At 47.0% G+C, this 22,445-nt stretch carries 23 protein-coding genes and 1 riboswitch; of the genes, 20 read left to right on the top strand and 3 right to left on the bottom strand.

Features of this window, described 5'->3' with window-relative positions:
* The first annotated feature begins 41 nt into the window (after positions 1-41).
* Positions 42-755: a metal-dependent hydrolase gene (locus NSQ29_RS21305; RefSeq protein WP_339801239.1), complete on the top strand. Its 714-nt coding sequence runs from the start codon at positions 42-44 to the stop codon at positions 753-755.
* Positions 756-839: 84 nt separating this feature from the next.
* Here NSQ29_RS21305 and NSQ29_RS21300 read toward each other — a convergent pair whose 3' ends face one another.
* The gene (locus tag NSQ29_RS21300) at positions 840-1,841 is read right to left on the bottom strand and encodes a lipoate--protein ligase (RefSeq protein WP_339804181.1); all 1,002 of its coding nucleotides are present in this window, start codon (positions 1,839-1,841) and stop codon (positions 840-842) included.
* 282 nt (positions 1,842-2,123) lie between these two features.
* Here NSQ29_RS21300 and NSQ29_RS21295 point away from each other — a divergent pair, with 282 nt between their 5' ends.
* The 6 genes from NSQ29_RS21295 to NSQ29_RS21270 all read left to right on the top strand — a co-directional run bounded on the left by NSQ29_RS21295 (position 2,124) and on the right by NSQ29_RS21270 (position 7,837).
* Positions 2,124-2,708 carry a TetR/AcrR family transcriptional regulator gene (locus tag NSQ29_RS21295; RefSeq protein WP_341126016.1) on the top strand — a complete coding sequence of 195 codons (585 nt, stop codon included), beginning with the start codon at positions 2,124-2,126 and terminating at the stop codon, positions 2,706-2,708.
* 7 nt (positions 2,709-2,715) lie between these two features.
* Positions 2,716-3,462 (top strand): type I methionyl aminopeptidase, encoded by a 747-nt coding sequence (map, locus tag NSQ29_RS21290; RefSeq protein WP_076284095.1) that lies wholly within the window; start codon positions 2,716-2,718, stop codon positions 3,460-3,462.
* Positions 3,463-3,720: 258 nt separating this feature from the next.
* Complete coding sequence (cobD, locus tag NSQ29_RS21285; RefSeq protein ID WP_341126015.1) at positions 3,721-4,809, top strand: threonine-phosphate decarboxylase CobD; 1,089 nt, start codon at positions 3,721-3,723, stop codon at positions 4,807-4,809.
* A gap of 574 nt (positions 4,810-5,383) precedes the next feature.
* Positions 5,384-6,163: an adenosylcobinamide amidohydrolase gene (locus tag NSQ29_RS21280; protein WP_262495571.1), complete on the top strand. Its 780-nt coding sequence runs from the start codon at positions 5,384-5,386 to the stop codon at positions 6,161-6,163.
* Between the two features lie 49 nt (positions 6,164-6,212).
* Positions 6,213-7,172 (top strand): adenosylcobinamide-phosphate synthase CbiB, encoded by a 960-nt coding sequence (gene cbiB, locus NSQ29_RS21275; RefSeq protein WP_341126014.1) that lies wholly within the window; start codon positions 6,213-6,215, stop codon positions 7,170-7,172.
* Between the two features lie 8 nt (positions 7,173-7,180).
* The gene (locus NSQ29_RS21270) at positions 7,181-7,837 is read left to right on the top strand and encodes a histidine phosphatase family protein (RefSeq protein ID WP_341126013.1); all 657 of its coding nucleotides are present in this window, start codon (positions 7,181-7,183) and stop codon (positions 7,835-7,837) included.
* A 106-nt stretch (positions 7,838-7,943) separates the two neighbouring features.
* On the opposite strand, the gene catA is transcribed toward NSQ29_RS21270, so the two are convergent.
* Positions 7,944-8,603 carry a type A chloramphenicol O-acetyltransferase gene (catA, locus tag NSQ29_RS21265; RefSeq protein ID WP_341126012.1) on the bottom strand — a complete coding sequence of 220 codons (660 nt, stop codon included), beginning with the start codon at positions 8,601-8,603 and terminating at the stop codon, positions 7,944-7,946.
* A 177-nt stretch (positions 8,604-8,780) separates the two neighbouring features.
* Between catA and NSQ29_RS21260 the strand changes: the two genes are divergently transcribed.
* The 8 genes from NSQ29_RS21260 to NSQ29_RS21225 all read left to right on the top strand — a co-directional run bounded on the left by NSQ29_RS21260 (position 8,781) and on the right by NSQ29_RS21225 (position 16,030).
* Complete coding sequence (locus NSQ29_RS21260) at positions 8,781-9,317, top strand: AAA family ATPase (RefSeq protein WP_042185621.1); 537 nt, start codon at positions 8,781-8,783, stop codon at positions 9,315-9,317.
* Positions 9,318-9,442: 125 nt separating this feature from the next.
* The gene (gene pdxR, locus NSQ29_RS21255; RefSeq protein ID WP_042185623.1) at positions 9,443-10,894 is read left to right on the top strand and encodes a MocR-like pyridoxine biosynthesis transcription factor PdxR; all 1,452 of its coding nucleotides are present in this window, start codon (positions 9,443-9,445) and stop codon (positions 10,892-10,894) included.
* 19 nt (positions 10,895-10,913) lie between these two features.
* Positions 10,914-11,846, top strand: coding sequence for a D-alanine--D-alanine ligase (locus NSQ29_RS21250; protein ID WP_341126801.1), 933 nt, complete (start codon positions 10,914-10,916; stop codon positions 11,844-11,846).
* Positions 11,839-13,002 (top strand): aminotransferase class I/II-fold pyridoxal phosphate-dependent enzyme, encoded by a 1,164-nt coding sequence (locus NSQ29_RS21245; protein ID WP_341126011.1) that lies wholly within the window; start codon positions 11,839-11,841, stop codon positions 13,000-13,002. Before NSQ29_RS21250 ends, NSQ29_RS21245 begins: the two co-directional genes overlap by 8 nt.
* A gap of 92 nt (positions 13,003-13,094) precedes the next feature.
* A complete protein-coding gene (cobT, locus tag NSQ29_RS21240) occupies positions 13,095-14,156 on the top strand; it encodes a nicotinate-nucleotide--dimethylbenzimidazole phosphoribosyltransferase (RefSeq protein WP_339801258.1) in 1,062 nt (353 codons plus the stop codon).
* Complete coding sequence (cobU, locus tag NSQ29_RS21235) at positions 14,153-14,701, top strand: bifunctional adenosylcobinamide kinase/adenosylcobinamide-phosphate guanylyltransferase (protein ID WP_341126010.1); 549 nt, start codon at positions 14,153-14,155, stop codon at positions 14,699-14,701. Before cobT ends, cobU begins: the two co-directional genes overlap by 4 nt.
* Positions 14,698-15,513 (top strand): adenosylcobinamide-GDP ribazoletransferase, encoded by an 816-nt coding sequence (gene cobS / locus NSQ29_RS21230; RefSeq protein WP_341126009.1) that lies wholly within the window; start codon positions 14,698-14,700, stop codon positions 15,511-15,513. Before cobU ends, cobS begins: the two co-directional genes overlap by 4 nt.
* Positions 15,514-15,703: 190 nt before the next feature.
* A complete protein-coding gene (locus NSQ29_RS21225; protein WP_341126008.1) occupies positions 15,704-16,030 on the top strand; it encodes a YnfA family protein in 327 nt (108 codons plus the stop codon).
* Between the two features lie 58 nt (positions 16,031-16,088).
* On the opposite strand, the gene NSQ29_RS21220 is transcribed toward NSQ29_RS21225, so the two are convergent.
* On the bottom strand, positions 16,089-17,777 hold the full coding sequence (locus tag NSQ29_RS21220) for a methyl-accepting chemotaxis protein (protein ID WP_076284102.1): 1,689 nt from the start codon (positions 17,775-17,777) through the stop codon (positions 16,089-16,091).
* Between the two features lie 343 nt (positions 17,778-18,120).
* Positions 18,121-18,166: riboswitch (PreQ1 riboswitch) on the top strand.
* A gap of 10 nt (positions 18,167-18,176) precedes the next feature.
* On the opposite strand from NSQ29_RS21220, the gene NSQ29_RS21215 reads away from it, so the two are divergent.
* The 5 genes from NSQ29_RS21215 (at position 18,177) to NSQ29_RS21195 (ending at position 22,443) form a co-directional block, all read left to right on the top strand.
* Positions 18,177-18,890 (top strand): queuosine precursor transporter, encoded by a 714-nt coding sequence (locus tag NSQ29_RS21215; protein WP_149645151.1) that lies wholly within the window; start codon positions 18,177-18,179, stop codon positions 18,888-18,890.
* A 209-nt stretch (positions 18,891-19,099) separates the two neighbouring features.
* A complete protein-coding gene (locus NSQ29_RS21210) occupies positions 19,100-20,581 on the top strand; it encodes an AMP-binding protein (RefSeq protein ID WP_341126007.1) in 1,482 nt (493 codons plus the stop codon).
* Positions 20,578-21,729, top strand: coding sequence for a thiolase family protein (locus tag NSQ29_RS21205; RefSeq protein WP_341126006.1), 1,152 nt, complete (start codon positions 20,578-20,580; stop codon positions 21,727-21,729). Before NSQ29_RS21210 ends, NSQ29_RS21205 begins: the two co-directional genes overlap by 4 nt.
* Complete coding sequence (locus NSQ29_RS21200; RefSeq protein ID WP_341126005.1) at positions 21,726-22,127, top strand: FAS1-like dehydratase domain-containing protein; 402 nt, start codon at positions 21,726-21,728, stop codon at positions 22,125-22,127. The genes NSQ29_RS21205 and NSQ29_RS21200 overlap by 4 nt, the downstream gene beginning before the upstream one ends.
* The gene (locus NSQ29_RS21195; RefSeq protein ID WP_283910630.1) at positions 22,102-22,443 is read left to right on the top strand and encodes a MaoC family dehydratase; all 342 of its coding nucleotides are present in this window, start codon (positions 22,102-22,104) and stop codon (positions 22,441-22,443) included. Before NSQ29_RS21200 ends, NSQ29_RS21195 begins: the two co-directional genes overlap by 26 nt.
* Positions 22,444-22,445 lie beyond the last annotated feature (2 nt).

Genomic DNA, 22,445 nt, shown 5'->3' with positions numbered 1-22,445 from the left:
TTGTTCTTGTTTTTCGCATCTTAGAAAGGAGCGGTTTCACCATGATGGGCAGATCCCATTTAATAATCAGCACTGGGGTTACCCTATCTGTAATGAGTTTGATGTCACACGAGATTACGATTCCAGTTATTGCAGTCGCAGCGTTAAGCTCTTTGCTGCCTGATATCGATGAACCGAATTCGCTGCTTGTGCGCAAGGCGATTCCAGAATTTCTATTAAGAGCGCTGCAAATTGCTTTGATAGGCGCGGCGATCTATCTCTATTTTGCCGGAATCGTGGAACGTCCTTGGAATATTGTGCTTGCACTGCTAGTCGGAAGTGTATCTTTCCTGCCTAGTCGAAAGCTGCGCCATTTGGTCATGATCTTGATTGCCATAGCACTCTTTGCCTTCGGGGAAGCCTATGATCCATGGAACTACATTGCAGCGTGCGTGCTTGTAGTCTCATCGGTTGTTCCTCATCGTGGACTGACACATACCTTGTATGGAGTTGTGGGCTGGAGCGCCTTATTGTATTTTGCCTCAGCGGGTATAAATGATGGTGGCAGTCTGTGGATAGCTGGCGGTATGTCGTATGCACTTCATCTACTGGCAGACTCCCTTACTCAAAGAGGAATTACACCATTGCCGCCAATACCCTTTAAGCTGCGTCTAAAGCTAATGAGTACAGGCACGAAAAAAGGTGGAGCCGTAGAGAACATCTGCATCATGCTGACTCTAGCGTTCGTTGTCTATGTATTTATACTTTCTCCTTGAACTAAAATGAATATGAAAGAGGGGCTTGTCTATTCTTTACGCAAATTGCGCATAGGATAAGCAGGCCCCTTTATTTTTGTGTAACTATTCCTCTAAGAAAACCAGTCCGATAAAGTCCTCCGGCTCAATACGTCCGAAATAATGCTTCAAATCCAGATCAGCTAATGCTTCTCTAACCTCTACCTCATTATAACGTTTGCCACGAAGTGCATTTTCAACATCTACTACGTCACCAACCCCAAAGAAGTCACCATAGATTTTGATGTCCTTAATGAGGGAATCCTCAATATCCATACGAATATCAATAATTCCAGCAGGGAATTTACGTGTGTGTTTGACATTGCTTTTTGGTGACAGACCGTAGTTCCAGTCCCAGTTCTGGTAGTGCTCTTTGGAAATTTCGTGGATTTTGTCCCAGTCTGCTTCCTGAAGCTTATACTGAGGGACCTCGGATGGCTCCATGCCAAAGATCGAACGTAGGAGACCGGAGCGGAACTCTTCAATGGTCATGTCTGTACCTAGCAGCTCTTTGATGTTGGCTACGCGACTACGTACGGATTTGGTGCTCTTCGATTTGAACTTCTCTGGATTTACTTTTAGAGAAGCTTGTACATTGTCCAAATTGAGGTCAAACATCAGTGTGCCATGGCTGAACATGCGTCCACGTGTGGAGAATTGAGCGTTGCCGGAAATTTTTTGTTCGCCGACTTGAAGATCATTCCGTCCACTAAGCTCAGCGTTTACACCCATGCTTTGTAAGTAGTCGATCACCGGCTGGGTGAATTTCAGGAAGTTATGGAAGGACTGGCCGTCGTCCTTAGTAATGAAGCTGAAGTTAAGATTTCCGAGATCGTGATAGACCGCTCCACCGCCGGACAAACGCCGCACAACCTTAATATCATTCTCTTTAACATATTCCTGATTGATTTCTTCAATCGTATTTTGATGTTTACCGATGATGATAGATGGGCTGTTAATATAAAAAAGCAGGTAACTCTCGTCCATCGGCAAGTGTTTCAGCGCATATTCCTCAATCGCCAAATTGATGGAAGCGTCAGTAATCCCTGTGTTATCAATAAAAATCATAGTGAATTCCTCCGTTGCAGCAAAATTGATTACAGTTCTCATTTTAAACCAAAAGCAGTTTTTTAACAAAAGAGATCGCTTCGTGTTTCGGTGGAAATAAAGTATTAGACTAGATTCGTTGAATGATTGCGATTTTTAAATTGAAGAATTTCCAGCGCTCAGTCTTATTGTTAAGTACTTCATTATATCGAAAATCAAGAAATCTTTTGCATTTTTTCAGCCCATGGGTTACTATTTTTTATATTGACAAATTTGCAGGTCTAAATAAGGAGGTTACACGTTATGTGCCCTCGTACCAAAGAACAAAATGAGCTCATACGCATACAGCGCAAAGAACAGATCCTGGACGTCGCCGCGCGCTCCTACTTTCGCACGGGCGGCAACTTTGATATTCGCGACGTCGCCCGCGAGGCAGGTCTTGGTTACGGCACAGTATACCATTATTATCCCAACCGGCATTTATTAATAGAAGATGTGTTAGAAAGCGGCTTTGAGCGATGTGAGCAAGTTATCGCAAAATGGGCGGACATCAGCGGCAGCCCACCGGATGACAGGCAGTTGTTGATGTATTGTAAAGCGCTGCTCCAGCTGTGGCAGTCGGACGCCCGCGCATATCTCGTCTACAAAATGGCGGCGGAACATTATGTAGGCTTGTCTGAAAGGGATCGACACCACGCCAAGAGACGGTTTATGGAACGCCTGTACGTTCCACTCCAATCGATCGCCCAGTGCGAAGATGACAGCGTCGACCATATGCTTGCTGTGCTGGTCGGTTGCTGTGGGCTGCACTACTATGCGGGCAATTCCGATCTGAACGTCGATCGAATCGCCCGACTCGCTATCCAAGCTATTACGAAGGGGTCCTGATACGAACATGGTCATTTTAAAAAGCAAGCATGAAATTGAGGCTATCCGCAAGGCATGCCAAGTGGTGGCTGAATGTCATCGTACAATCGCCCCGCTTATCAAACCGGGTATTACCACCAACGAGATTGAGCGCATATTCGAGGACATTATGTTGAAGCACGGCGCAAAGCCATACCAGAAAGGCTATAGGGGCTATCAATATGCGACCTGTGCCTCCGCCAACGATGTAATCGCGCATGGCTTCCCTAGCAATAAGCCACTTGAGGAAGGCGATATCGTGACGATTGACACGGTCGCTGAGCTCGATGGCTGGCTCGGCGATTCGGCCTGGAGTTATGCGGTAGGGCAGATCTCGCCGATGGCCGAGAAGTTGATGCGTGTCACGAAGGAATGTCTTGATCTGGGCATCGAGCAGGCTCAGCCTGGCAATCGACTCGGCGATGTGACGAGCGCGATTCAGCGGCATGCGGAATCACACGGTTTCGGCGTCGTGCGCGACCTTCTCGCTCATGGCATCGGCCGCGACCTGCACGAGGAGCCGACTTATATGCATGTCGGCAAGCCTGGAAAAGGCCCACGTATCAAGGAAGGTATGGTGTTCACGATTGAGCCCATGATCACCGAAGGTACCTACTTGATGACAATCGATCCGGACGGCTGGACCGCACGGACGATGGACAACAAGCTCGCCGCCCAATACGAGCATACGATTGCCATTACGGCTGAAGGTCCACAAATTTTGACCGCGCAATAGAAAAAAAAGAAGTCGACCAACGAAATGGTCGACTTCTTTTTTTCGTATTCGGGGACAGCGTGTCCATAGATCTGATGAGGCTGCCAGTCTAGAACTTTATTATCTTTTGACATCTCGTAGATTTTAATGTCGATTTGAGGCAAGGGGTTATTCAGGTGATTCCTTTAGTGAGCATTGACGTATTCCCGGCAAAGACGCAATAATGGTGGCAATGAGATACATATCGAACAAACGAAAGTGGATAGAGGGAGTGTAAATATGCTTGAAAAATACGGCCACGGTGGTGATTTGCTAACAGCTGCGGAACTTTATGAGGAGGCTCGTGGCACATTTCTTGATTTCAGTGCAAACATCAATCCTATCGGGCCTCCGCCAGCCGTCTTAGAGCTACTTAGAACAGCATTGTCTACGGTGGTTGCCTACCCTGACCCTGGACATCGACGCTTCAAAAGTCTGCTAGCAGAGGACCTTGGTGTACATAGTAGTTGGTTGACAGTAGGCAACGGAGCCGCAGAATCTATGGCATTGTTGCTCCTTGCGATTGCTCCGCAAAAGGTAGGTATCGTAGAACCTTGTTTCTCTGAGTACCGGCAGCTAGCTGTGCAATTCGGCGCAGAAGTATTATCTGTTCAGGGGACAAGGGAACAGCACTTCCGAGCTGGAGTGAATGAGATTGCCGGGCTGCTGGAGAAGGTTGATCTGCTGTTCCTTGGACAGCCGAACAACCCTAATGGCGTTCAGTATACTGTGGATGAGCTGCGCTGGTTAGCGCAGAAGGCTGAAAGCTACGGGACGTATTTGGCTGTGGATGAAGCCTTTATTGATTTTATTCCAGAAGCAGAACGAAATACGCTTTTGCCGGATCTGGATCAGTTTCCGCATACGATTTTGGTACGGTCGATGACGAAATTTTATGCGATTCCCGGACTGCGTCTCGGGTTTGCCATTTCGCATCCGGAGCTGGCAAAGGCGATGACCGGAAAGCAGGTTACCTGGAGCGTGAACGGTTTGGCGCTGCTGGCAGGTGAAGCCTGCCTTGAGTGTGGGCACGAGTATGGACGTCGCACACGCGAACTGATCGCCACGGAACGGGAGCTGCTGCGGCAAGGCCTTATGCAGCTAGGCTGCGAAGTGCCGCCAGGCGAAGCCAACTTTCTGCTCTGTGGCCTGCCTTCGCCGTGGAGTGCGGCTGAGATGCAGACCCGTCTTGGGCGTGTCGGTATACTGGTGCGCAGCTGCGCTATGTACCCCGGTCTAGGAGACGAGCATATCCGAGTAGCCGTTAAGGGACATGAGGATAATGTCCGGCTGCTAAAACAGATGAAGGAAATTCTGGCGGATAAGTGAACTGTGTAGCTTAGAGGGCAGCGGGTTTGCTGTTAAAGTGTCTGGTGTAGCGCAGGGGGATGGGAGTCTACTGTAAGTGACACTCGCGGCGTAGAGAAGGCAGGGATTCTAATGAATAAGTGACTCAAGTACCGCAGAAGTTGCGATTTGATACCGGATGGCGTGCTTCAGCTCGCATGCTTAGGGTTGTAACAAAGTTTGGTGAGATAGCTTCTGATGGACATCCTCCAAAGTGCATTCGTTGTATTTCGTACAACAGAACTCGCTTTGCTGGCGTAGCAATTCGATTCTATAGCACTGTGTACAATAGAAATTTGAAAAATGATGTGAATTAGGTTTTTACGTGACATTCTATTGCAAGAAATACAGCAGAATGGCTTTTGCCAGTGAATAAAGCCGAATCTGTTGTATAAAGTGCAATAGATGGGTGAGGGACGGATTTTTAGGTGGATATTGGAGTATGTGTTGTAGTAGATTTTAGAGCAGATAGTCATTTGCTGAAATAGAGAATTAGGTAGTTTCTAAGTGAGGCGGTTGGGGAAGTACAGGCGCGACCGCGAAGCTGATTGGATGAATGGATAAAAGTAATGTGCTGTGGAAGGAGCAAGATCGATATATGGTGCAAGTAAAGATTCCATTTAACCTCGCAGGAGGCGTAAAAGAGTATCATTCGGCCATCTGGCCAGGGCTTGCTTTACAGTGGAAGGGAAACCATCTGCTACTAGAGCTACCTGCTGAAGCAGATGGTTTATCGAGTGCGTTCTATGGTGGAGGAATGAATCGGCTAGAGAGGGCCGTCAATTTATATGTTGACCGCAATTATGAATGTAGTGATCCTGTTCAGGATATGGAGAATAAGCTCCGCGAGTGGGGTTATTCAATGTCTGGCTGTGCCGGTCTGATGACGGCAGTACCGCTAGAGCATGCAGCGGTAGCTGAGGAAGACACAGGCTCAGCGGGTATTTTTGTTTGTGTTACTGCCGCCGCAGGAAATGCTGCGCGCGCGGGTGTGGAACGCAATGTGCTGGCTGTCTATCGCCCGGGTACGATTAACATAATGCTAGGTATTGATGGCTGCCTGACACCGGCGGCCATGGTCAATGCTGTGCAGACAGCTGTCGAAGCCAAAGCTGCTGCTCTGGCCGATCTCGGGATTACCGATCCTGAGAATGGGCTGATCGCTACCGGAACAACTACGGATGCGATAGTGCTCGCTGTGAGCCAAAGTGGGCGATACAAGGCAGAGCATGTTTACGCCGGAACCGCTACCGATCTTGGGGGCGCAATCGGGCGTCTTGTATATAGCGCTGTGACAGGGAGTTTGCTATCGGTTCAGGCAAGGAAGGACAGCTAATGAGAATAGGTAGCTGGAATTGCTGGAGAATGTACAGAGGTGATCGCTTGTGACAATCGCTTTAGTACTGCTTGCGGCTTATGTAATTGATCGGATCGTAGGTGATCCGCGTAGCTTGCCCCATCCCGTAATCGGTATGGGCAAAGCAATCACGGCTCTGGAGCGGGCGATCCGTCGTTTATGGTCCCACCCGCAAAGCCTGCACAGAGCAGGGGTGTTACTTCCGCTATGTGTGGCGGGTGGTGCTTGGGCACTGACAGCCATTCTGCTATGGCTGCTGTCATATATCTCACCGTGGCTCGTCTGGATAGCCGAGGCTTGGTTGATTTCAACCACGATTGCCTCCAAGGGACTAAAGGATGCAGGAATGGCGGTGTATGTGGAATTGCAGAAGGGCGATATCCCTGCTGCCCGCAAGGCGTTGGGGATGATCGTGGGGCGTGATACGACTTCGCTAGATTCCCCGGAAATTGTGCGCGGCACGGTAGAGACTGTAGCAGAGAATATCGTTGATGCGATTATTTCTCCATTGTTCTATGCGCTCATCGGTGGCGCGCCGCTTGCTATGGCTTATCGAGCAGTAAACACACTCGATTCCATGGTGGGATATAAGAATGATAAATACCGAGATCTCGGCTGGGCATCCGCTCGGCTTGATGATGTTGCCAACTTCATTCCAGCACGGATTACGGCATTGCTCTTGGCACTGTGTGCATGGCTGCTTCGTCTGGATTGGCGCAATTGTCTGCAAATGGTGAAGAGGGATGCGCGTCTCCATCCAAGCCCAAATAGCGGCTATCCAGAATCCGCTGTTGCGGGCGCACTTGGTATCCGTCTCGGAGGAGAGAACGTCTATCATGGTGTCGCTTCGTTCCGAGCCTATATGGGTGATCCGGTACGAGCGATGGAGCCGGACGATATTATTCAGACCTCGCGGATGATGATGCTCTCCTCTTCAATTTTTGTAGGCTTATGCGCGGTTGTGGCATGGGTTTGGATTGGAGGCTAATGCTAGACATGGCGTTTCCTTCTATAGAGCTAGAATTAGTACTTGTCCGCCACGGGCAAACTCAGTGGAATGCTGAGCATCGTTACTTAGGACATTCGGATCTCCCGTTGCTATCTAGTGCAGTAGAGCAGCTATCTCAACTTAAGCAGCAGTCTGAAGTATCGAATGATTTTTGGTGTGTATTTTGCAGCGATTTGCTTAGATGTCGGGAGACTCTAGCTTATATTTCTCCTTCTTTAGAGAAGGTGGCTGTCTACGATCCGCGCCTGCGTGAAATGAATTTTGGAGCTTTCGAAGGCTGTACTTATGAGGAATTGAAGGATAACTCACTATATAGAAGGTGGATTGATAATCCTTCCACAGTTACACCGCCGGATGGTGAAACATGGGAGCAGTTTGACGAACGGTTGCGTAGCTTCCTGTCAGATCTGGGGCGAGGGGCTGAGGATACATTTGTGCAGGCTGCAATTAGTGAAAAAAAGGCTGAGGTAATAACAAGCAGGGTGTTGGTAGTCACACATGGTGGTGTTATTCGGAATTTCCTTGCACAGTTAATTCCTGGTGTCACATTCTACAGCGCAGTTGCACCTTCTCCGGGAACAGCAATGGTACTCAGGCTATTTTGGCGGAACGGGCAATGGTCGGCAGATATTTCTGGAGATTGATGAGAAAATCAAATGAAAAAAAGGGTTCCACATATTAGTCATACCTAATATGTGGAACCCTTTATGTTTAAACTATCGTTCGCCCTCAGCAGAATAAAGTGGATAATTAGATGTTAGGTAACCATTCATTATAGGTATCTGCACGTGATTGCAATTCATTATACAGCATGCTGGCATGGTAACCGTCGCACACGGCATGGTGGAATTGCCCCGATATTGGTAATAGTATTTTTTTGTCTTGATGTAAATATTTTCCTATAGTAAAGATGGGAAGCAGGAAGGTTCCCTCGTTATACACGTTCAGGTTAAAGCCCGTGAAGCTGACCCACGGAATACTAGAAATAGGGAAGGTGTTCGGTGGTTCGTTTGCTTTAGCGATAAATTGTTTCACGCTTCCGTACATTTTCATATCATCCAAATAACGGTTATAGAAATCATTAAACTTTTCACCGTATGAAGTCCAGATGCTTGAAAAAGTCTTATCATCATCATGGAAAATTGTAAAACTAGGTGACATGCTATCCCAATAACCTAATCTACCTTCAGAATCAAAGCAAGTGCGGAATTCACTATGACGGTTCACCACCGTAGTTATCATGTGGATTAGTGCTGGGTACAGCTTAATTCCCTTATGCTTAAGCTCTGACAGTAGAAGGGTGATATCAATATTTGCGGTCATGCTATAGGTGCATCTGACATTGTTTAAATAATGTTCAAAATAGGGTTTTCTACTCCAGTTATCAATGACAATCGGGTTAAAAATCATTTGTTATGACCTCCTAAAATTATTTCATTTTTCATTTTAGGAGGTCTGCTGGACTGATTTCACCATATCCTTATCACAATCCTTTGAGAAAGTATTTTGTAACGATGAGTATACCATCATCATCGCCGTAATTAAAAATATATTTACTAGATCAAGTGGAAGGAAGATGCATTTATAATGTTGAGTGAAAAGTTGGTTATTGAAAAATTGCTTCAGCAAAAGCGTACGAGTGTTGCTTCCATCGTAGTGATGATGTGCGGTGTAGCGGGGTCGGGTAAAACAACCTTTGCTAAAAAGCTGGAGAAAGAGGGATTCGCCAGACTTTCGATAGATGAAGATATTTGGGCCACGCACGGACGTTTCGGGGTGGATTATCCAGAGCAGAATTATGAGTCCTATAAAGAAGAGTCGGAGATAAAGCTGCGGGGGGAGCTGGTGAATCTGCTTCAGGCAAAACATCATGTTGTCATCGATTTCAGCTTCTGGCAACGTCAGAGACGGAACGATTACAAGCAACTTATTGAGAGTTATGGTGGCGTGTGGGAACTGATTCACTTAAAAATTCAGCCAGATGAATTGCGTCAGAGACTGCTTATCCGGAGTGAACGTTTTGACGCTAATGCCGCATTTCCGATTACTGAGGACATACTAACCCGGTTTTTAAATGGTTTTGAGATCCCTGCTGGAGAAGGGGAGCTTGTGATCGAAGCATAGATCTATAACTTGATTTTTTGGGCATTTGTCCTCTCATAGAACCACAGCCGGATTAAAATCCCATGGCTGTGGTTCTTTTTTTAAGCGAGTGATTGTGCCATGATAGTCATGGGGGCGATTGAGAGATGTTTAAGGATTTTAAGCTCATAGCCGGACGGCCGGTGTATATACAAATTAAAGACTATATGAAGCACTTAATCATAAAAGGCGGTCTGCAAGGCAATCAAAAGCTGCCCTCCACACGAGAACTCAGCACATTGCTTAAGGTTAGCCGCAACTCCGTAATCTCTGCTTATGCAGAGCTTGAGGATGATGGATTTGCGTATGCCGTGCAGGGTCAGGGAAGTTATGTGGCACCTACACCTCCCGGCAGTGAAACAATCTCTTCCTGGACGATGGACTGGAAGACGCGTATCAATGATCATGCGCGGCTGGCGGAGGATCTGGATATCATGAAGCGCGGCATACGAGCGGAGAAGGGGACGATCTCCTTCACGAGCATCGCACCTGATGAGAGTCTTTTTGATCTAGATAATGTGAAACGCTCCTTTATGGATCGTATGTCGGTGGAAGGCAACGTCTTACTAAATTATGGATATGCCAAAGGGTATAAGCCTTTAATAGACTATTTGAAGCAGTATATGGAGCACAAAGGCGTTGAAATGAAAGGCAAGGATATATTGATCACCAATGGCTTTACAGAGGGATTCGATATTGTATTGTCTGCACTTAGCAAAAAGAATGGTTCGGTCATCTGTGAGAATCCAACGCATCATACGGCGATCAAAAATCTGAAGCTGAATGGCTTTGAGATCACCGGGATTCCTATGGAGCGTGATGGGATTGATCTGGTTGAGCTGGAGAAGGCATTGCAGGAGCAAGCTTTTGACTGTGCCTACTTTGTCCCCTCTTATCATAATCCGACCGGCATTGTAATGTCTCCCGAGAAAAGACAGAGGCTAATGAAGCTGATGAACCGGTACCAAATACCAGTGATCGAGGATGGTTTTAACGAGGAGTTACGCTATTCGGGCTCACATGTGGCTCCACTTATCGCAGCAGCAGGGAGCGGCAACAGCGTGATCTATCTAGGTAGCTTCTCAAAGGTATTATTTCCGGGACTACGCGTAGGCTGGGTGCTGGCAGATCAGGAGCTGATCTATTCTCTCGAAAGCGTCAAGCGCGCACGTACCATTCATACCTCGACGCTGGATCAATCCATTTTGTATCAGTACTTATTAGGTGGCCATTTAGAGAAGTATTTGAAAAAAGCCAGAGCGGAATATAAACGAAAATATGAATTAACCCTGCAATGCTGTAAGGAGTTTATTCCTTATACGGCGTTATCAGGGGATGGCGGATTGCATCTTTTTGTAACCTTCGCGGAGGGCTTTAATACAAGGACGCTGCTGGCGGCCTGCCATGAACAAGGGGTTATTTTTACAGCAGGAGATATATTCTTCACAGACGGTAAAGGTCAAAATACGATACGGATCGGTTTCTCCAGAGTGACGGATGAGGATATACGCAAGGGGATCGAGATTATTGGCAGAACAGCACGACAACTAATGGGATAAAGAGGTGCTTGAGATGAAGATGAAGGTAGGCGTAATTATGGGCGGGGTGTCCTCAGAGTATGAGGTATCCATGAATAGCGGTAGAGAGATTTTGAAGAATCTAGATCCCAATAAATATGAGGTTACTCCAATAGTGATCACCAAGCGTGAAGAGCTTATTGAGCAGGCAAAAGGAATCGATATCGCGCTGCTTGCGCTCCACGGAGCTTACGGAGAGGACGGTACGGTTCAGGGGACGCTGGAGACGATGGGGATTCCTTATACGGGTAGTGGCGTTTTGTCTAGCAGCATTTGTATGGATAAAGATCTTTCCAAAAAGCTTATGCGCTGCTCAGGCGTCAACACGGCGGATTGGCTGTGCTGGGATAGTATGAAGGATTATTCTCAAGAAGCCGTAGAGCGGATTGGGTATCCTGTTATGGTGAAGCCATGTGCAGGCGGTTCGAGTATTGGTATGGAAAAGGTGAGCAGTAGCGAGGAGCTGTTGAGCGCAGTACAGAAGGCTTTTGCTTGTGATCAGTCGATTCTGATCGAGAGCTACATTCAAGGCCAGGAAATTACTTGCTCTATTCTAAATGGAGAGATGCTGCCCGTTTTGGGAATCACCTCGGCGCATGCGGAGTGGTTCGATTACAGTGCGAAATACGAAGATGGCGGGGCAGACGAACGGGTCATTGTTCTACCAGCTGAGGTGTATGAGCGAGTACGTGATGCAGCCTTAACTTGCTACAAAGCACTAAAATGCAGCGTGTACGCAAGGGTGGATATGCTCATTAAGGATGGTATTCCATATGTGCTGGAGGTGAACACATTACCGGGCATGACGAAGGCGAGTCTTTTACCAAAAAGCGCGCAAGCGGCAGGTTACACCTTCAGCGGACTGCTGGACGAGATCATTTCCCTTTCCCTAACAGAAAAGAGTCCGAAAGAAGAGGTGCTCAGTCATGCATAATGAATGGATTACTCCGCGTGTACGGGAGATTGCTCCCTCGGGGATTCGGGCTTTTTTTGACCTAAGTACAGGGAATCAGGATATTATATCGCTTGGTGTAGGCGAGCCTGATTTCGTTACACCGGAGCATGTAAGAGCTGCCTGTATTCGTGCTTTGAATAATGGGGAGACGATGTATACACCAAATTCCGGCTTGTTGGAGCTTAGAGAAGAGATCGCCTCTTATCTGCACACAAGCTTCAATCTCCGCTATGAGCCAACTAACGAGATTATGGTTACAGTGGGGAGCAGTGAAGCCGTGGATTTGGCTCTGCGGGCCTTTATTACACCCGGGGATGAGATTATCGTCCCTTCTCCGAGCTATATTGCGTATTCGCCGATTACTCATTTGAACGGTGGGATTACGGTAGAGGTTGAATCTTCAGCCGAGCAGGGTTTTAAACTTACTCCTGAAGCGTTGCGGCAGGTGATTACCCCGCGTTCCAAGATTCTTATGGTTAATTTTCCGACTAATCCTACAGGAGCAGTAATGACTTACGAGGATTGGCTACCCATTGCACAGATTGTAAAAGAGAATAACTTACTTGTCATTTCAGATGAAATCTATGCCGAGCTAACCTATGATAGTCAGCATGTCAGTATTGCCTCCCTTCCTGGGATGTTGGAACGAACGATTGTCATTAGTGGCTTCTCCAAAGCTTTTGCGATGACTGGCTGGAGAGTGGGTTATGCTTGTGGTGATCAGGAATTAATTGCTGCGATGCTCAAAATCCATCAGTACACTGCGATGTGTGCTCCGATACTAGGTCAAATCGCTGCCATTGAATCACTGCGGAACGGTATGGAGCATAAGGACCACATGAAACGATGCTTTGATGAGCGAAGAAAGCTGCTGGTTAGTGGATTTCGATCTATTGGTTTACCTTGCCACGAGCCGGAGGGTGCATTTTATGTCTTTCCTTCCATCGCTAATACCGGAATGAAGTCAGAGAATTTCGCTTTGCAGCTGCTCAAGGAGGTTGGTGTTGCTGCGGTTCCGGGGCATGTGTTTGGAGCGGGTGGAGAAGGGTATATTCGCTGCTCTTATGCAGCATCCCTACAAAAATTGACGGAAGCGCTGGAGAGAATCGAAGGATTTATGAAAGTGAAGTTGTAATTCTAGTGGTCCCCATCTATCATAGATGGGGGCTTTTCTGTGTAGATAAGATAGAATAGGTTATACGGATCTATTTAATTGGAGGTTAAATTATGATTTCAACTATTCAAGAAGTAATTAAACGAATCACACCGGCTGATGAACAGTCTTTCCTAAAAGCGGAGCACCGCCTGAACATTCTAACTAAACCACCGGGCAGCCTGGGACAATTGGAGACCTTGGCCGTTAAGCTCGCTGGAATTTCGGGTACGGAGCAGCCTAGTTTCACCAAACGAACGGTAGTTGTGATGGCTGCCGATCACGGTGTATGCTGCGAGGGAGTTAGTGCATTTCCACAGGAAGTCACAATGCAGATGGCCTATAATTTTCTCAGCGGAGGAGCGGCTGTGAATGTACTGGCACGCCAAGCTGGGGCTGAGGTGAAGTTCGTTGATATCGGTGTTAACGGCGACCTTAGTCATGAGGATCTGATTGATTGTAAAGTGCGCCGAGGAACGGATAATATAGCCGTGGGACCTGCGATGAGTCGTGAAGAAGCGATGAATGCTGTGCTTGTAGGTATAAGAATCGCACAAGAAGCGATTGAGAACGGGACAGAGATTTTTATTACAGGTGAAATGGGCATAGGGAATACAACGGCTAGCGCAGCTATTCTGTGTGCTCTAAAAGGAATACCACCTGAAGTAGCCGTTGGAAGAGGAACGGGAATTGATGATGAACGTCTACTACATAAGATTGCAGTTGTGGAACGCGCTTTAAAGGTGAATCAACCGAATCCGGCAGATCCGCTGGATGTATTGTCCAAAGTAGGGGGACTCGAAATCGCTGGTTTGACTGGTCTAATTCTTGGCGCAGCTGCTGCTAGGGTACCTGTCATTTTGGATGGTTTTATTTCGGGCGCGGCAGCTCTTGTGGCGAAGGCGCTTGCGCCAGAATCCATTGCTTATATGATAGGCTCCCATCTATCAGGTGAACAGGGACATAAGCTGATGCTGGAGCAGCTTGGGCTTGAACCGTTGTTTAACCTGGGTCTTCGTTTGGGTGAAGGAACTGGAGGTGTATTGTCCCTTCATTTAATAGAAGCGATATGCCGCATTTTGAGTGAAATGGCCACCTTTGAAAGTGCAGGCATCTCTGGAGCTGGGAAACAATGAGTATTCTTGTAACGGGAGGCGCGCGTAGCGGGAAAAGTGGTTTTGCAGAAAAATTGATGTCGTCACTGACAGATCAGGCCTTCTATGTAGCAACTGGACAAGCGTTTGATGATGAAATGAAGGAACGGATTGCACTGCATCAGCATCAGCGCGCGCAAAGTGGGTATGCTTGGGAGACGTTAGAGGAGCCTTATGATTTGCCAGATCTTCTTAAGCGTTTATCTGGTGAAAAGGCGGTTCTCGTAGATTGTCTAACGTTGTGGTTATCGAATGTACTGCTAGCCATGGAAGGATTTACGGATAGGCAAGAGTTGATTGAGAGCGAAATTACAAGACTTGAAGACAGTGTGCGCACATTTCAAGGAAACCTCATTTTGGTCACTAATGAGGTTGGAGACGGTATTGTTCCGGAGTATGCGCTTGGCCGATTGTACCGTGATCTGGCAGGACGTATGAACGCGCTGCTTGCTCGGCAATGCGAGCAGGTTTTTTTAGTGACTGCGGGCATTCCAATTGAACTCAAGAGCAGGGAGTATCGTTTATGAGGGAGCGCAGGGATGCTGCCGCGGCTGCCTTTCAGTTTTTGTCCCGGTTTCCTGTAAAGAGTGACCCTGGATTTTCTCCTGAGCTGCTGCGCCGAAGTGTGCTGTTCTATCCTGTGGTGGGTGCAGCTATCGGACTGTGCGTAGCTGCTGGGGCAGCTTTGACGGGTTGGATTTTACCGGCTTGGCCAGCAGCTGTTATTACCCTCATCTTATGGGTAGGACTTACTGGCGGCCTGCATCTCGATGGTTGGATGGACAGTGCGGATGGTCTGCTAAGCTACCGACCAAGGGAACGGATACTGGAGATTATGAAGGACAGCCGTGTGGGTGCGATGGGTGTGCTCGCCTGCGTGCTGCTCTTGCTGTTAAAGGCCTCTTTAGTGGCAGCATTAATCGAAGGCTACGCCTATTACGAGCTGCCACTGCTCTTGCTGCCAGCGATCTGGAGCCGCTGGTATATGGTGCGGGCAATGGTGCGTTATCCCATTGCCCGCGGGAACGAGGGGCTGGCCGCGAGCTTCGCCGGCCTCGCTCCCTCGCATGAGCGGCGCGCGCTGGCGATAGCCGCGCTGCTCTCGCTAGCCGCAGCCGGTGCGCCTCTGGCGCTCGGCGCGGGCATAGCCGCGTGGCCGCTGCAGCTGGCGGCAGCGTTACTGCTGCCAGCTGCGGCCTTGGCCAGCGGCACCGTTGCTGCGCGGCGGATTAGCAGCCGGCTCGGCGGGCTCACCGGCGATGTGTATGGCGCGCTGAATGAGCTGCTAGAGGCTGTGCTCCTACTAGTATTAGTGCTGCTCCAGCACAATTTCATGTGAGTGGCTCCTGCGGGTGACGCATAGTAGCCAGCTGGCTCAATCTGTTTATATCCACTGCTGATGCTTGTGGGTCCAGTTGTTTGGTGGCCCGGATGCTTGCTTGTACACATACTTGCTAACCGTGATGACGTTGTATCATATTTTGCGAATCATTTGATATTTTTAGAGTTTAATAGGAAAGAGGGATGACATGGTTGCTACCATTCTACTATTTGTAATTGCCGGCCTTGCTGAGATCGGAGGCGGATACTTAGTATGGTTATGGCTAAGAGAATCAAGACCTCTCTGGTACGGTTTGGTAGGTTCTTTGATTCTGATAAGCTATGGCATCATCCCTACGTTGCAGAAGTTTCCGTCCTTCGGAAGAGTGTACGCAGCCTACGGCGGGGTGTTTATCGTGCTCGCTGTGTTATGGGGCTGGCTAGTAGACAAGAAAACACCCGATGTATATGACTGGGTTGGTGCTGTTATTTGTGTGATCGGCGTTTCGGTCATTCTTTGGGCGCCGAGACACTAACAAAACAACCCGTTCAACACTTTCGTGTGAACGGGTTGTTTTTATTTAAGCCTAAGCTTTAGATCTTAAATTGTTGCACAGCTTCCTGAAGCTTCTTAGCCTGCTCATATAGATGCTGCACGGTTACTGCATGTCCTTCAAGCTCTATACGTTGGCGCTCGGAGTTCTCGGATAGTGTGTCCGCACTTTCTTGGGATCTTGAAGTGATTTGTGCGGTTTCCTCAACGGAAGCACTAACTTCTTCTGTACTTGCTGAGATTTGCTGCGTCGCCGCAGATACGGATTGAATATTCTGATTGATGCTTTGGATCAGAATCAGAAGGTGATTGAAGGCATCGCCCGCTTCTGCCACCTTGCCTACCCCGGAGGCTACCTCAGAATTCACATGGTTCATCTCAGTAACGGAGCGATTCATATCTTCCTGAAGTCCGAGTAGGAAATCACGAATCTGCTCATTCGCATTACGGGATTGTTCGGAAAGCTTGCGTACTTCTCCGGCAACCACGGCAAAGCCGCGTCCATGTTCTCCTGCACGTGCTGCTTCGATCGAAGCATTGAGCGACAGCATTTGGATTTGCTTCGTAATTTCAGTAATGCTATGAACGACTTCTCCGATCATTACTGAACGTTCATTCATAACTTGTAATTGCTCCAGCGACTGCAGGGAGGCACGTTCAACATGGCGCATTTGCAGAACGGCGCTTTGGGCAATCTCATTACCGCCAATCGCTTCAGCGGAAGCTTCACTGATCTGCTCAGTGACTTCGGTGGCTGCTGAAGCAATATGCTGAATGCCGAAATTGATTTCTTCCATAGCTTTTGAATTATCTTGAGCGCTGCTCGCGATGGTCGTACTACCTTTACCAATTTCTACAACAGATGTACTAGAGTGGTCTGCCATTTCATTTAGGACCTCTACACGTTCTCTTAAAGAATTGGAATCGGTGACCACAGTATTTGAGGTGACGAGTACATGTCCAATCATTTCTTTTAGGCGCAGGGTCATCGCTTGGAAGCTTCTGGACAGTTGAGCTACCTCATCACTGCCTTTAACCGTTAATTCCTCTGTGAAATCTCCCTCTGCAAGACGGGCACTGTAAGCTGCAAGCTTTGAGATAGGACGAGTAATCCGCATGCTCATAAACCAGGCACCAGTTGAGCCTATGATCAGCGTTAGCAGAGTGATCCCGGCGCTGGTCCACAGAATACTGTCTGTTTTTTCTTGAATAAAGCTTACATCACTGCTGATTCCGATAACCATCGTACTTCCGGGAATTCCGATATAAGCTGACTTATGTACACCATGCGAATCCTTGTATGTATCGCTTAGTCCACTCTTTCCTTTAAGAGCTTGCTGCATTGCAGAGGATACCTTAACAATTTCCTCCGGCTTTAATTTTGCATCATGATCTACGGACAGAACCTCAGCTTCCTTGCCTTTTAGATTGAGTAGAAAAATAGTCTCAACCCCATGCTGCTTTCTCTTATCCTGAAAATAGAATTCAAGATTGGTGGCTGCTTGTTCGTTCTTCTTTAGTGCTTGCTGAGCATGCATTGTATTTATATTCTTATATACGTCCTGAGCAGCTGCAGTTAGAATTTGATTGATTTGTGGCATGACATAGCTGTTGAAAATACTGGTGGATATAAAGTAGAAGCTGGTACTTAACAAAAGAGACGTGAGTAATAGAACTACAAATAATAAACGCGTAAATCTGCGACTGATCGACTGCTTGAAACGAAACATATTGTTCTCCCCCTTTTTATGGGCAGCGAAGCCCCATTTCTTTATATCCCTACCGACTGCTATTGACTGGCAACCTGCAATATATTCCATAGTTATGTAATATATCAACTAAATGGATCGGGAATGAAGTGTTTGATACTATTCTATAGAATTAACCTCTGGATGAATAGTGAAAGTTTTAGTTTATATAGCATATTTTTCTGAAAAAGATGAATTATTACTGACACTTTTATTTTTAGTTAATAAAAATGGGTATAAATACCCATTTCATAAATTGTTTATTTTTATGGATTGTTTGACGACAGTGTGATAGAGTATTAATGTTTTGTTCCAAAACTTAATGTATGCCGCGGTTCGTAACCATCCCGCGTAAACAAAACTAGGAGGAGTTTAAGCAATATGTTTAATTTGATGTGGGGAGTTTTATTTGTTATTGTCAATTTTGCTTTTTTTCTACTCTGTTACCGCCTGTTCGGCAAAAGTGGAATGTATGCATGGGTAGGTATCGCTACTGTAATTGCAAACATTCAGGTAGCTAAGACGATTGCTATGCCATTTGATATCGTGATGACACTCGGAAATACGATGTATGTCACTTTGTATATGACCAGCGATTTGCTTAATGAGAAGTATGGAAGAGCAGAAGCACGTAAAGCGGTTTGGTTTGGCTTCTTCACCTTGCTTATGACGACAGTCATTATGCAGATGGTACTAGTATTTAAGCCGCAAGAGACCGATATTGCTCAGTCTTCTTTGGAGACGATCTTTGGTCTGATGCCTCGACTAGCGTTGGGTAGTCTGACTGCTTACTTCATTAGTCAGTTCCTAGACGTTCGGTTGTACTCCTGGATTCGCAAATATTACAGCACCTCAAGTCAGTTGTGGATTCGTTCCAACGGCAGTACGATGATTAGCTCCTTTGTGGATACACTAATCTTCTGTACCATTGCATTTGCTGGGTTGTATAACTGGAGTGTGTGGTTTGAAATTTTGCTTACAACGTATCTAGCGAAATTCTTACTAACCGCAGTAAGCACACCTATCTTATATATCGCCCGAACTTTTACTTTTGCTGAAGATGGAATACCATCATCCGCTCATAAGAAGGAATAAACAACAATACAGCCAGCGCGTACCGATCATAATCGATGCGCGCTGTTTGATTTTTCCAGTCGTAAGAGGGATCAAACGTTCCATATAAATATGTACATAAAATTAATATAAAGCTAAAATAAGCTATCGTAGCCATTCTAATTGTATCCCGAGCGAAGAGAGTGTACATAATCGGTAGTCACAGAAATTACGAATAGGTGTGGTGAAGGATGAATCTAGTAGTTCCTATACTGCGTTATGCAGCAGAACAGCCCGACAGCATTGCCTTAACCCATGACCAAGCAACGCATACCTATGCAACATTAGTGCAAGCGATGCGGAGAATTGCCAATGGTCTACAGCAAATGGGCCTTAGGCATGACAAAATCGCTATTTTATCTACGAATCGCATTGAATTTGTCGAGGTTTTCTTGGGGGCTATTTATGCAGGCTGTGTTCCCATTCCTTTAGATCCCAAGTGGAGTGCAAATGAACTGCGGGTTATTATAGAGCAGTGCCAGCCGACAATGATTTTTGCCGAGCCGGAAGCTGCAAAGAATTTGGTCTTCAAGGACCAAGCCATCCCAACGCTGACTTTTTCAAATGAACGAACAGGTTCCTATGATCAGTGGTTGAAGGCTCTGAAGCCAGAAGCTGAATTGGATGAGACGAACGAGTTATTATTTATCGGTTTTACTTCAGGCACAACGGGGCTACCCAAAGGATATATGCGTACCCATTTATCGTGGTTAAAGAGCTTTGAGGTATCGAGTGCTGCCTTTGAATTGGACGCTATAAAGGATGTTTTAGCACCGGGTCCGTTTGTGCATTCGCTGTCCTTGTTCGCTGTAATGCAGAGTCTGTATGGTGGAGCAAACTTTCATATTACGCAAAAATTTAGCTCCACACAGGTGTTAGAGCTGTGCAAGCAGATTCCGGGTGTGGTGTTGTTTGTTGTACCGACAATGCTTGAATCCATGATGCAGCAGGCTGTTCCTGGGCAGACGCAGATTGATGCGATTATTAGCTCAGGTGCAAAGTGGTCGGAGTTGTCCAAAAAAAAGGGCATAGAAGTGTTCGCTGGAACGCGTCTCTATGAATCCTATGGTTCCTCAGAAGCGAGTTATATTAGTTATTTGGATGTTCTGGAAGAGCATAATCCGAACTCTGTAGGCAAGCCCTATCCCGGAGTGCAAGTTTCCATTCGTGATGAAGAGCTCCGTGAAGTCCCTACGGGGGAGATTGGGCAGTTATATGTGCGAAGTGATATGATATTTCTAGGCTACCATCAATTGCCGAAGGAGACCGCAGCAGCTTTTCGAGAGGGATGGCTTGTGTTAGAGGATTATGTTTATCAGGATGAAGCTGGTTATTTATATCTGGCGGGTCGCTTGAAAAATAGAATTATCTCCGGTGGGCTGAACGTTTATCCAGAGGAAATAGAGCGAGTACTGGAGCATCTTCCGGAAATGCAAGAAGTAATGGTGCTTGGCGTCCCTGACGATTATTGGGGAGAACAGCTGGCAGTCCTCGTGAAATGGAATGGTGAAAAGCATTTATCTATAGACGAAATAAAGAATTATTGTCGCCAGTATTTAGCAAGTTACAAAGCGCCGAAGCAGCTGCTGACAGTTGATGAGTTTATCTATACAAGCAGTGGCAAAATTGCCCGGCAAGCGATGAAAGACTATGTGAAAAGAGCGATGGTATGATAGAAGCAGTAATTGTTATGGCAAAACGTACACCGATTGGCAGGATGGGCGGCTTATTAAGTACATTTGAGCCGGAAGCATTACTGGCGCCGCTTATTCAGCATATTGTGGCAGAGACGAACCTGCCCGTCGATATGATCGATGATGTGATTATTGGAAATGTGGTCGGTCCGGGTGGAAATATTGCCCGGGTAGCTGCGCTTGAAGCGGGACTGCCTGTTTCGGTTCCGGGCGTTACTGTGGATCGGCAGTGCGGTTCTGGGCTAGAGGCCATTAACATAGCAGCACGGCTTATTCAAAGTGGCGCAGGTGAGATTTATTTAGCGGGCGGTGTTGAGAGCACGAGTCGTGCCCCTTGGAAAATGGCTAAGCCCCAAACCTTGATGGGGGTTCCGCAGCTATATACCCGTGCTCATTTTACACCTAGCGCTTACGGTGATCCGGATATGGGAATTGCTGCGGAAAATGTAGCGCGGAAGTATGGGATTTCGCGAGAAGAGCAGGATCAATATGCCTTTAAAAGCCATCAGAAGGCCGTTCATGCTCAGCAAACTGGTAGGTTTCAGGAGGAGATTGTACCTCTTCTGGTTGAGGGGGAGTGGGTGAACACCGACGAATGTCCAAGGGCTAATACGAGCCTGGACAAGCTGCGAAAGCTGCCTTCAATCTTTGAAGAAAAAGGTACCGTCACCGCTGGAAATGCCTGTCCTATTAATGATGGTGCGGCGCTTCTATTAATGATGTCCCGTGAGAAATGTCGGCAACTCAAGCTTAAGCCTATCCTGCGTGTAGTGGATGCGCAAGCGGCAGGTGTGGATCCAAATTATTTAGGTATGGGGCCAGTTCCAGCTGTACAAAAGGTGTTACAGCGTCAACAGCTGACCATAGCCGATTTAGATATCGTAGAGTTTAATGAAGCCTTTGCTTCACAAGTTCTAGCCTCACTGAATGAGCTTCAGATCCCACAGGAAAAGGTCAATCTTGGAGGAGGCGCATTAGCTATCGGTCATCCATATGGGGCGTCCGGAGCGATTTTAATGACTCGCTTATGTGCTGAAATGCAGCATACGCCTTATCAAAGGGGACTTGCCACTTTGGGCATTGGCGGCGGGTTGGGGCTGGCTACGCTTGTGGAGGTTACGGAATGAACAGTGTCCGACATCAGATTCTTATGACTGCTGAGTGGATATCGGATTACGCACAGAGTATTGAGGCACCCGTGCAGACGACTAATGGCAATCTGATTGCTCCTTCTACGATGCCTATTATTTTTTGGCAGGTCTTCGATATTCCTTGGCTTAGCAAGGGAGAGCCCTTGCTTCACGGCACTCAGAAATTCTCATATCAAGCTCCGATTACGGCAGGGATGACGTTAGATTGTGAATTAGCATTAACGAGCAAGGTGCAAAAAGATGGCCGGCAGGGCAAGCTGACCTTTTACACACATACGCTGGTTTGTAAATGTGAAGGCGAGCTTATAGTCACCGCAGAAACTGTGTTAATTCGGGTAGGTGATGATCATGATGAGAAAATGCATAACGGCTGAGGCTATCCGGCAATATGCAGCAGCTTCCCAAGATCTGGCCGCTATTCATCTAGATGAGGATGCTGCAACTGAGGCTGGATTTAAGCGGCCCATTGCGCATGGGATGTATCTAATGGGATTAGCCCAATCCTTATATATCGAGGAGCATCAGGCACAGTGGATCACTCAATATGATATGAAATTTCATAAGCCTTTAGAGGTCGATAATGTCGTGATTTTTGATTTTTCGGAGGATGACTGCCTGGTTAAAGTGACCCTTACAACAGAAGCTGGCGATGTTATTGCTTCGGGAGCTTTTTCAGTGAAAGAGGTGTAGTG

It is taken from the genome of Paenibacillus sp. FSL F4-0236, assembly GCF_038000135.1.
Classification (GTDB): domain Bacteria; phylum Bacillota; class Bacilli; order Paenibacillales; family Paenibacillaceae; genus Paenibacillus_AQ.
Note: the sequence above shows the minus strand (reverse complement) of the source record. Positions and strands in the feature narration are given on the sequence as shown.

What these genes read in the sequence shown, in the direction of transcription:
- NSQ29_RS21305 (WP_339801239.1), top strand. Translation starts at nt 42, where the DNA reads ATGATGGGCAGATCCCATTTAATAATCAGCACTGGGGTTACCCTATCT.
- NSQ29_RS21300 (WP_339804181.1), bottom strand. Translation starts at nt 1,841, where the DNA reads ATGATTTTTATTGATAACACAGGGATTACTGACGCTTCCATCAATTTG.
- NSQ29_RS21295 (WP_341126016.1), top strand. Translation starts at nt 2,124, where the DNA reads ATGTGCCCTCGTACCAAAGAACAAAATGAGCTCATACGCATACAGCGC.
- map (WP_076284095.1), top strand. Translation starts at nt 2,716, where the DNA reads ATGGTCATTTTAAAAAGCAAGCATGAAATTGAGGCTATCCGCAAGGCA.
- cobD (WP_341126015.1), top strand. Translation starts at nt 3,721, where the DNA reads ATGCTTGAAAAATACGGCCACGGTGGTGATTTGCTAACAGCTGCGGAA.
- NSQ29_RS21280 (WP_262495571.1), top strand. Translation starts at nt 5,384, where the DNA reads ATGGATAAAAGTAATGTGCTGTGGAAGGAGCAAGATCGATATATGGTG.
- NSQ29_RS21270 (WP_341126013.1), top strand. Translation starts at nt 7,181, where the DNA reads ATGGCGTTTCCTTCTATAGAGCTAGAATTAGTACTTGTCCGCCACGGG.
- catA (WP_341126012.1), bottom strand. Translation starts at nt 8,603, where the DNA reads ATGATTTTTAACCCGATTGTCATTGATAACTGGAGTAGAAAACCCTAT.
- NSQ29_RS21260 (WP_042185621.1), top strand. Translation starts at nt 8,781, where the DNA reads ATGTTGAGTGAAAAGTTGGTTATTGAAAAATTGCTTCAGCAAAAGCGT.
- pdxR (WP_042185623.1), top strand. Translation starts at nt 9,443, where the DNA reads ATGTTTAAGGATTTTAAGCTCATAGCCGGACGGCCGGTGTATATACAA.
- NSQ29_RS21250 (WP_341126801.1), top strand. Translation starts at nt 10,914, where the DNA reads ATGAAGGTAGGCGTAATTATGGGCGGGGTGTCCTCAGAGTATGAGGTA.
- NSQ29_RS21245 (WP_341126011.1), top strand. Translation starts at nt 11,839, where the DNA reads ATGCATAATGAATGGATTACTCCGCGTGTACGGGAGATTGCTCCCTCG.
- cobT (WP_339801258.1), top strand. Translation starts at nt 13,095, where the DNA reads ATGATTTCAACTATTCAAGAAGTAATTAAACGAATCACACCGGCTGAT.
- cobU (WP_341126010.1), top strand. Translation starts at nt 14,153, where the DNA reads ATGAGTATTCTTGTAACGGGAGGCGCGCGTAGCGGGAAAAGTGGTTTT.
- cobS (WP_341126009.1), top strand. Translation starts at nt 14,698, where the DNA reads ATGAGGGAGCGCAGGGATGCTGCCGCGGCTGCCTTTCAGTTTTTGTCC.
- NSQ29_RS21225 (WP_341126008.1), top strand. Translation starts at nt 15,704, where the DNA reads ATGGTTGCTACCATTCTACTATTTGTAATTGCCGGCCTTGCTGAGATC.
- NSQ29_RS21220 (WP_076284102.1), bottom strand. Translation starts at nt 17,777, where the DNA reads ATGTTTCGTTTCAAGCAGTCGATCAGTCGCAGATTTACGCGTTTATTA.
- NSQ29_RS21215 (WP_149645151.1), top strand. Translation starts at nt 18,177, where the DNA reads ATGTTTAATTTGATGTGGGGAGTTTTATTTGTTATTGTCAATTTTGCT.
- NSQ29_RS21210 (WP_341126007.1), top strand. Translation starts at nt 19,100, where the DNA reads ATGAATCTAGTAGTTCCTATACTGCGTTATGCAGCAGAACAGCCCGAC.
- NSQ29_RS21205 (WP_341126006.1), top strand. Translation starts at nt 20,578, where the DNA reads ATGATAGAAGCAGTAATTGTTATGGCAAAACGTACACCGATTGGCAGG.
- NSQ29_RS21200 (WP_341126005.1), top strand. Translation starts at nt 21,726, where the DNA reads ATGAACAGTGTCCGACATCAGATTCTTATGACTGCTGAGTGGATATCG.
- NSQ29_RS21195 (WP_283910630.1), top strand. Translation starts at nt 22,102, where the DNA reads ATGATGAGAAAATGCATAACGGCTGAGGCTATCCGGCAATATGCAGCA.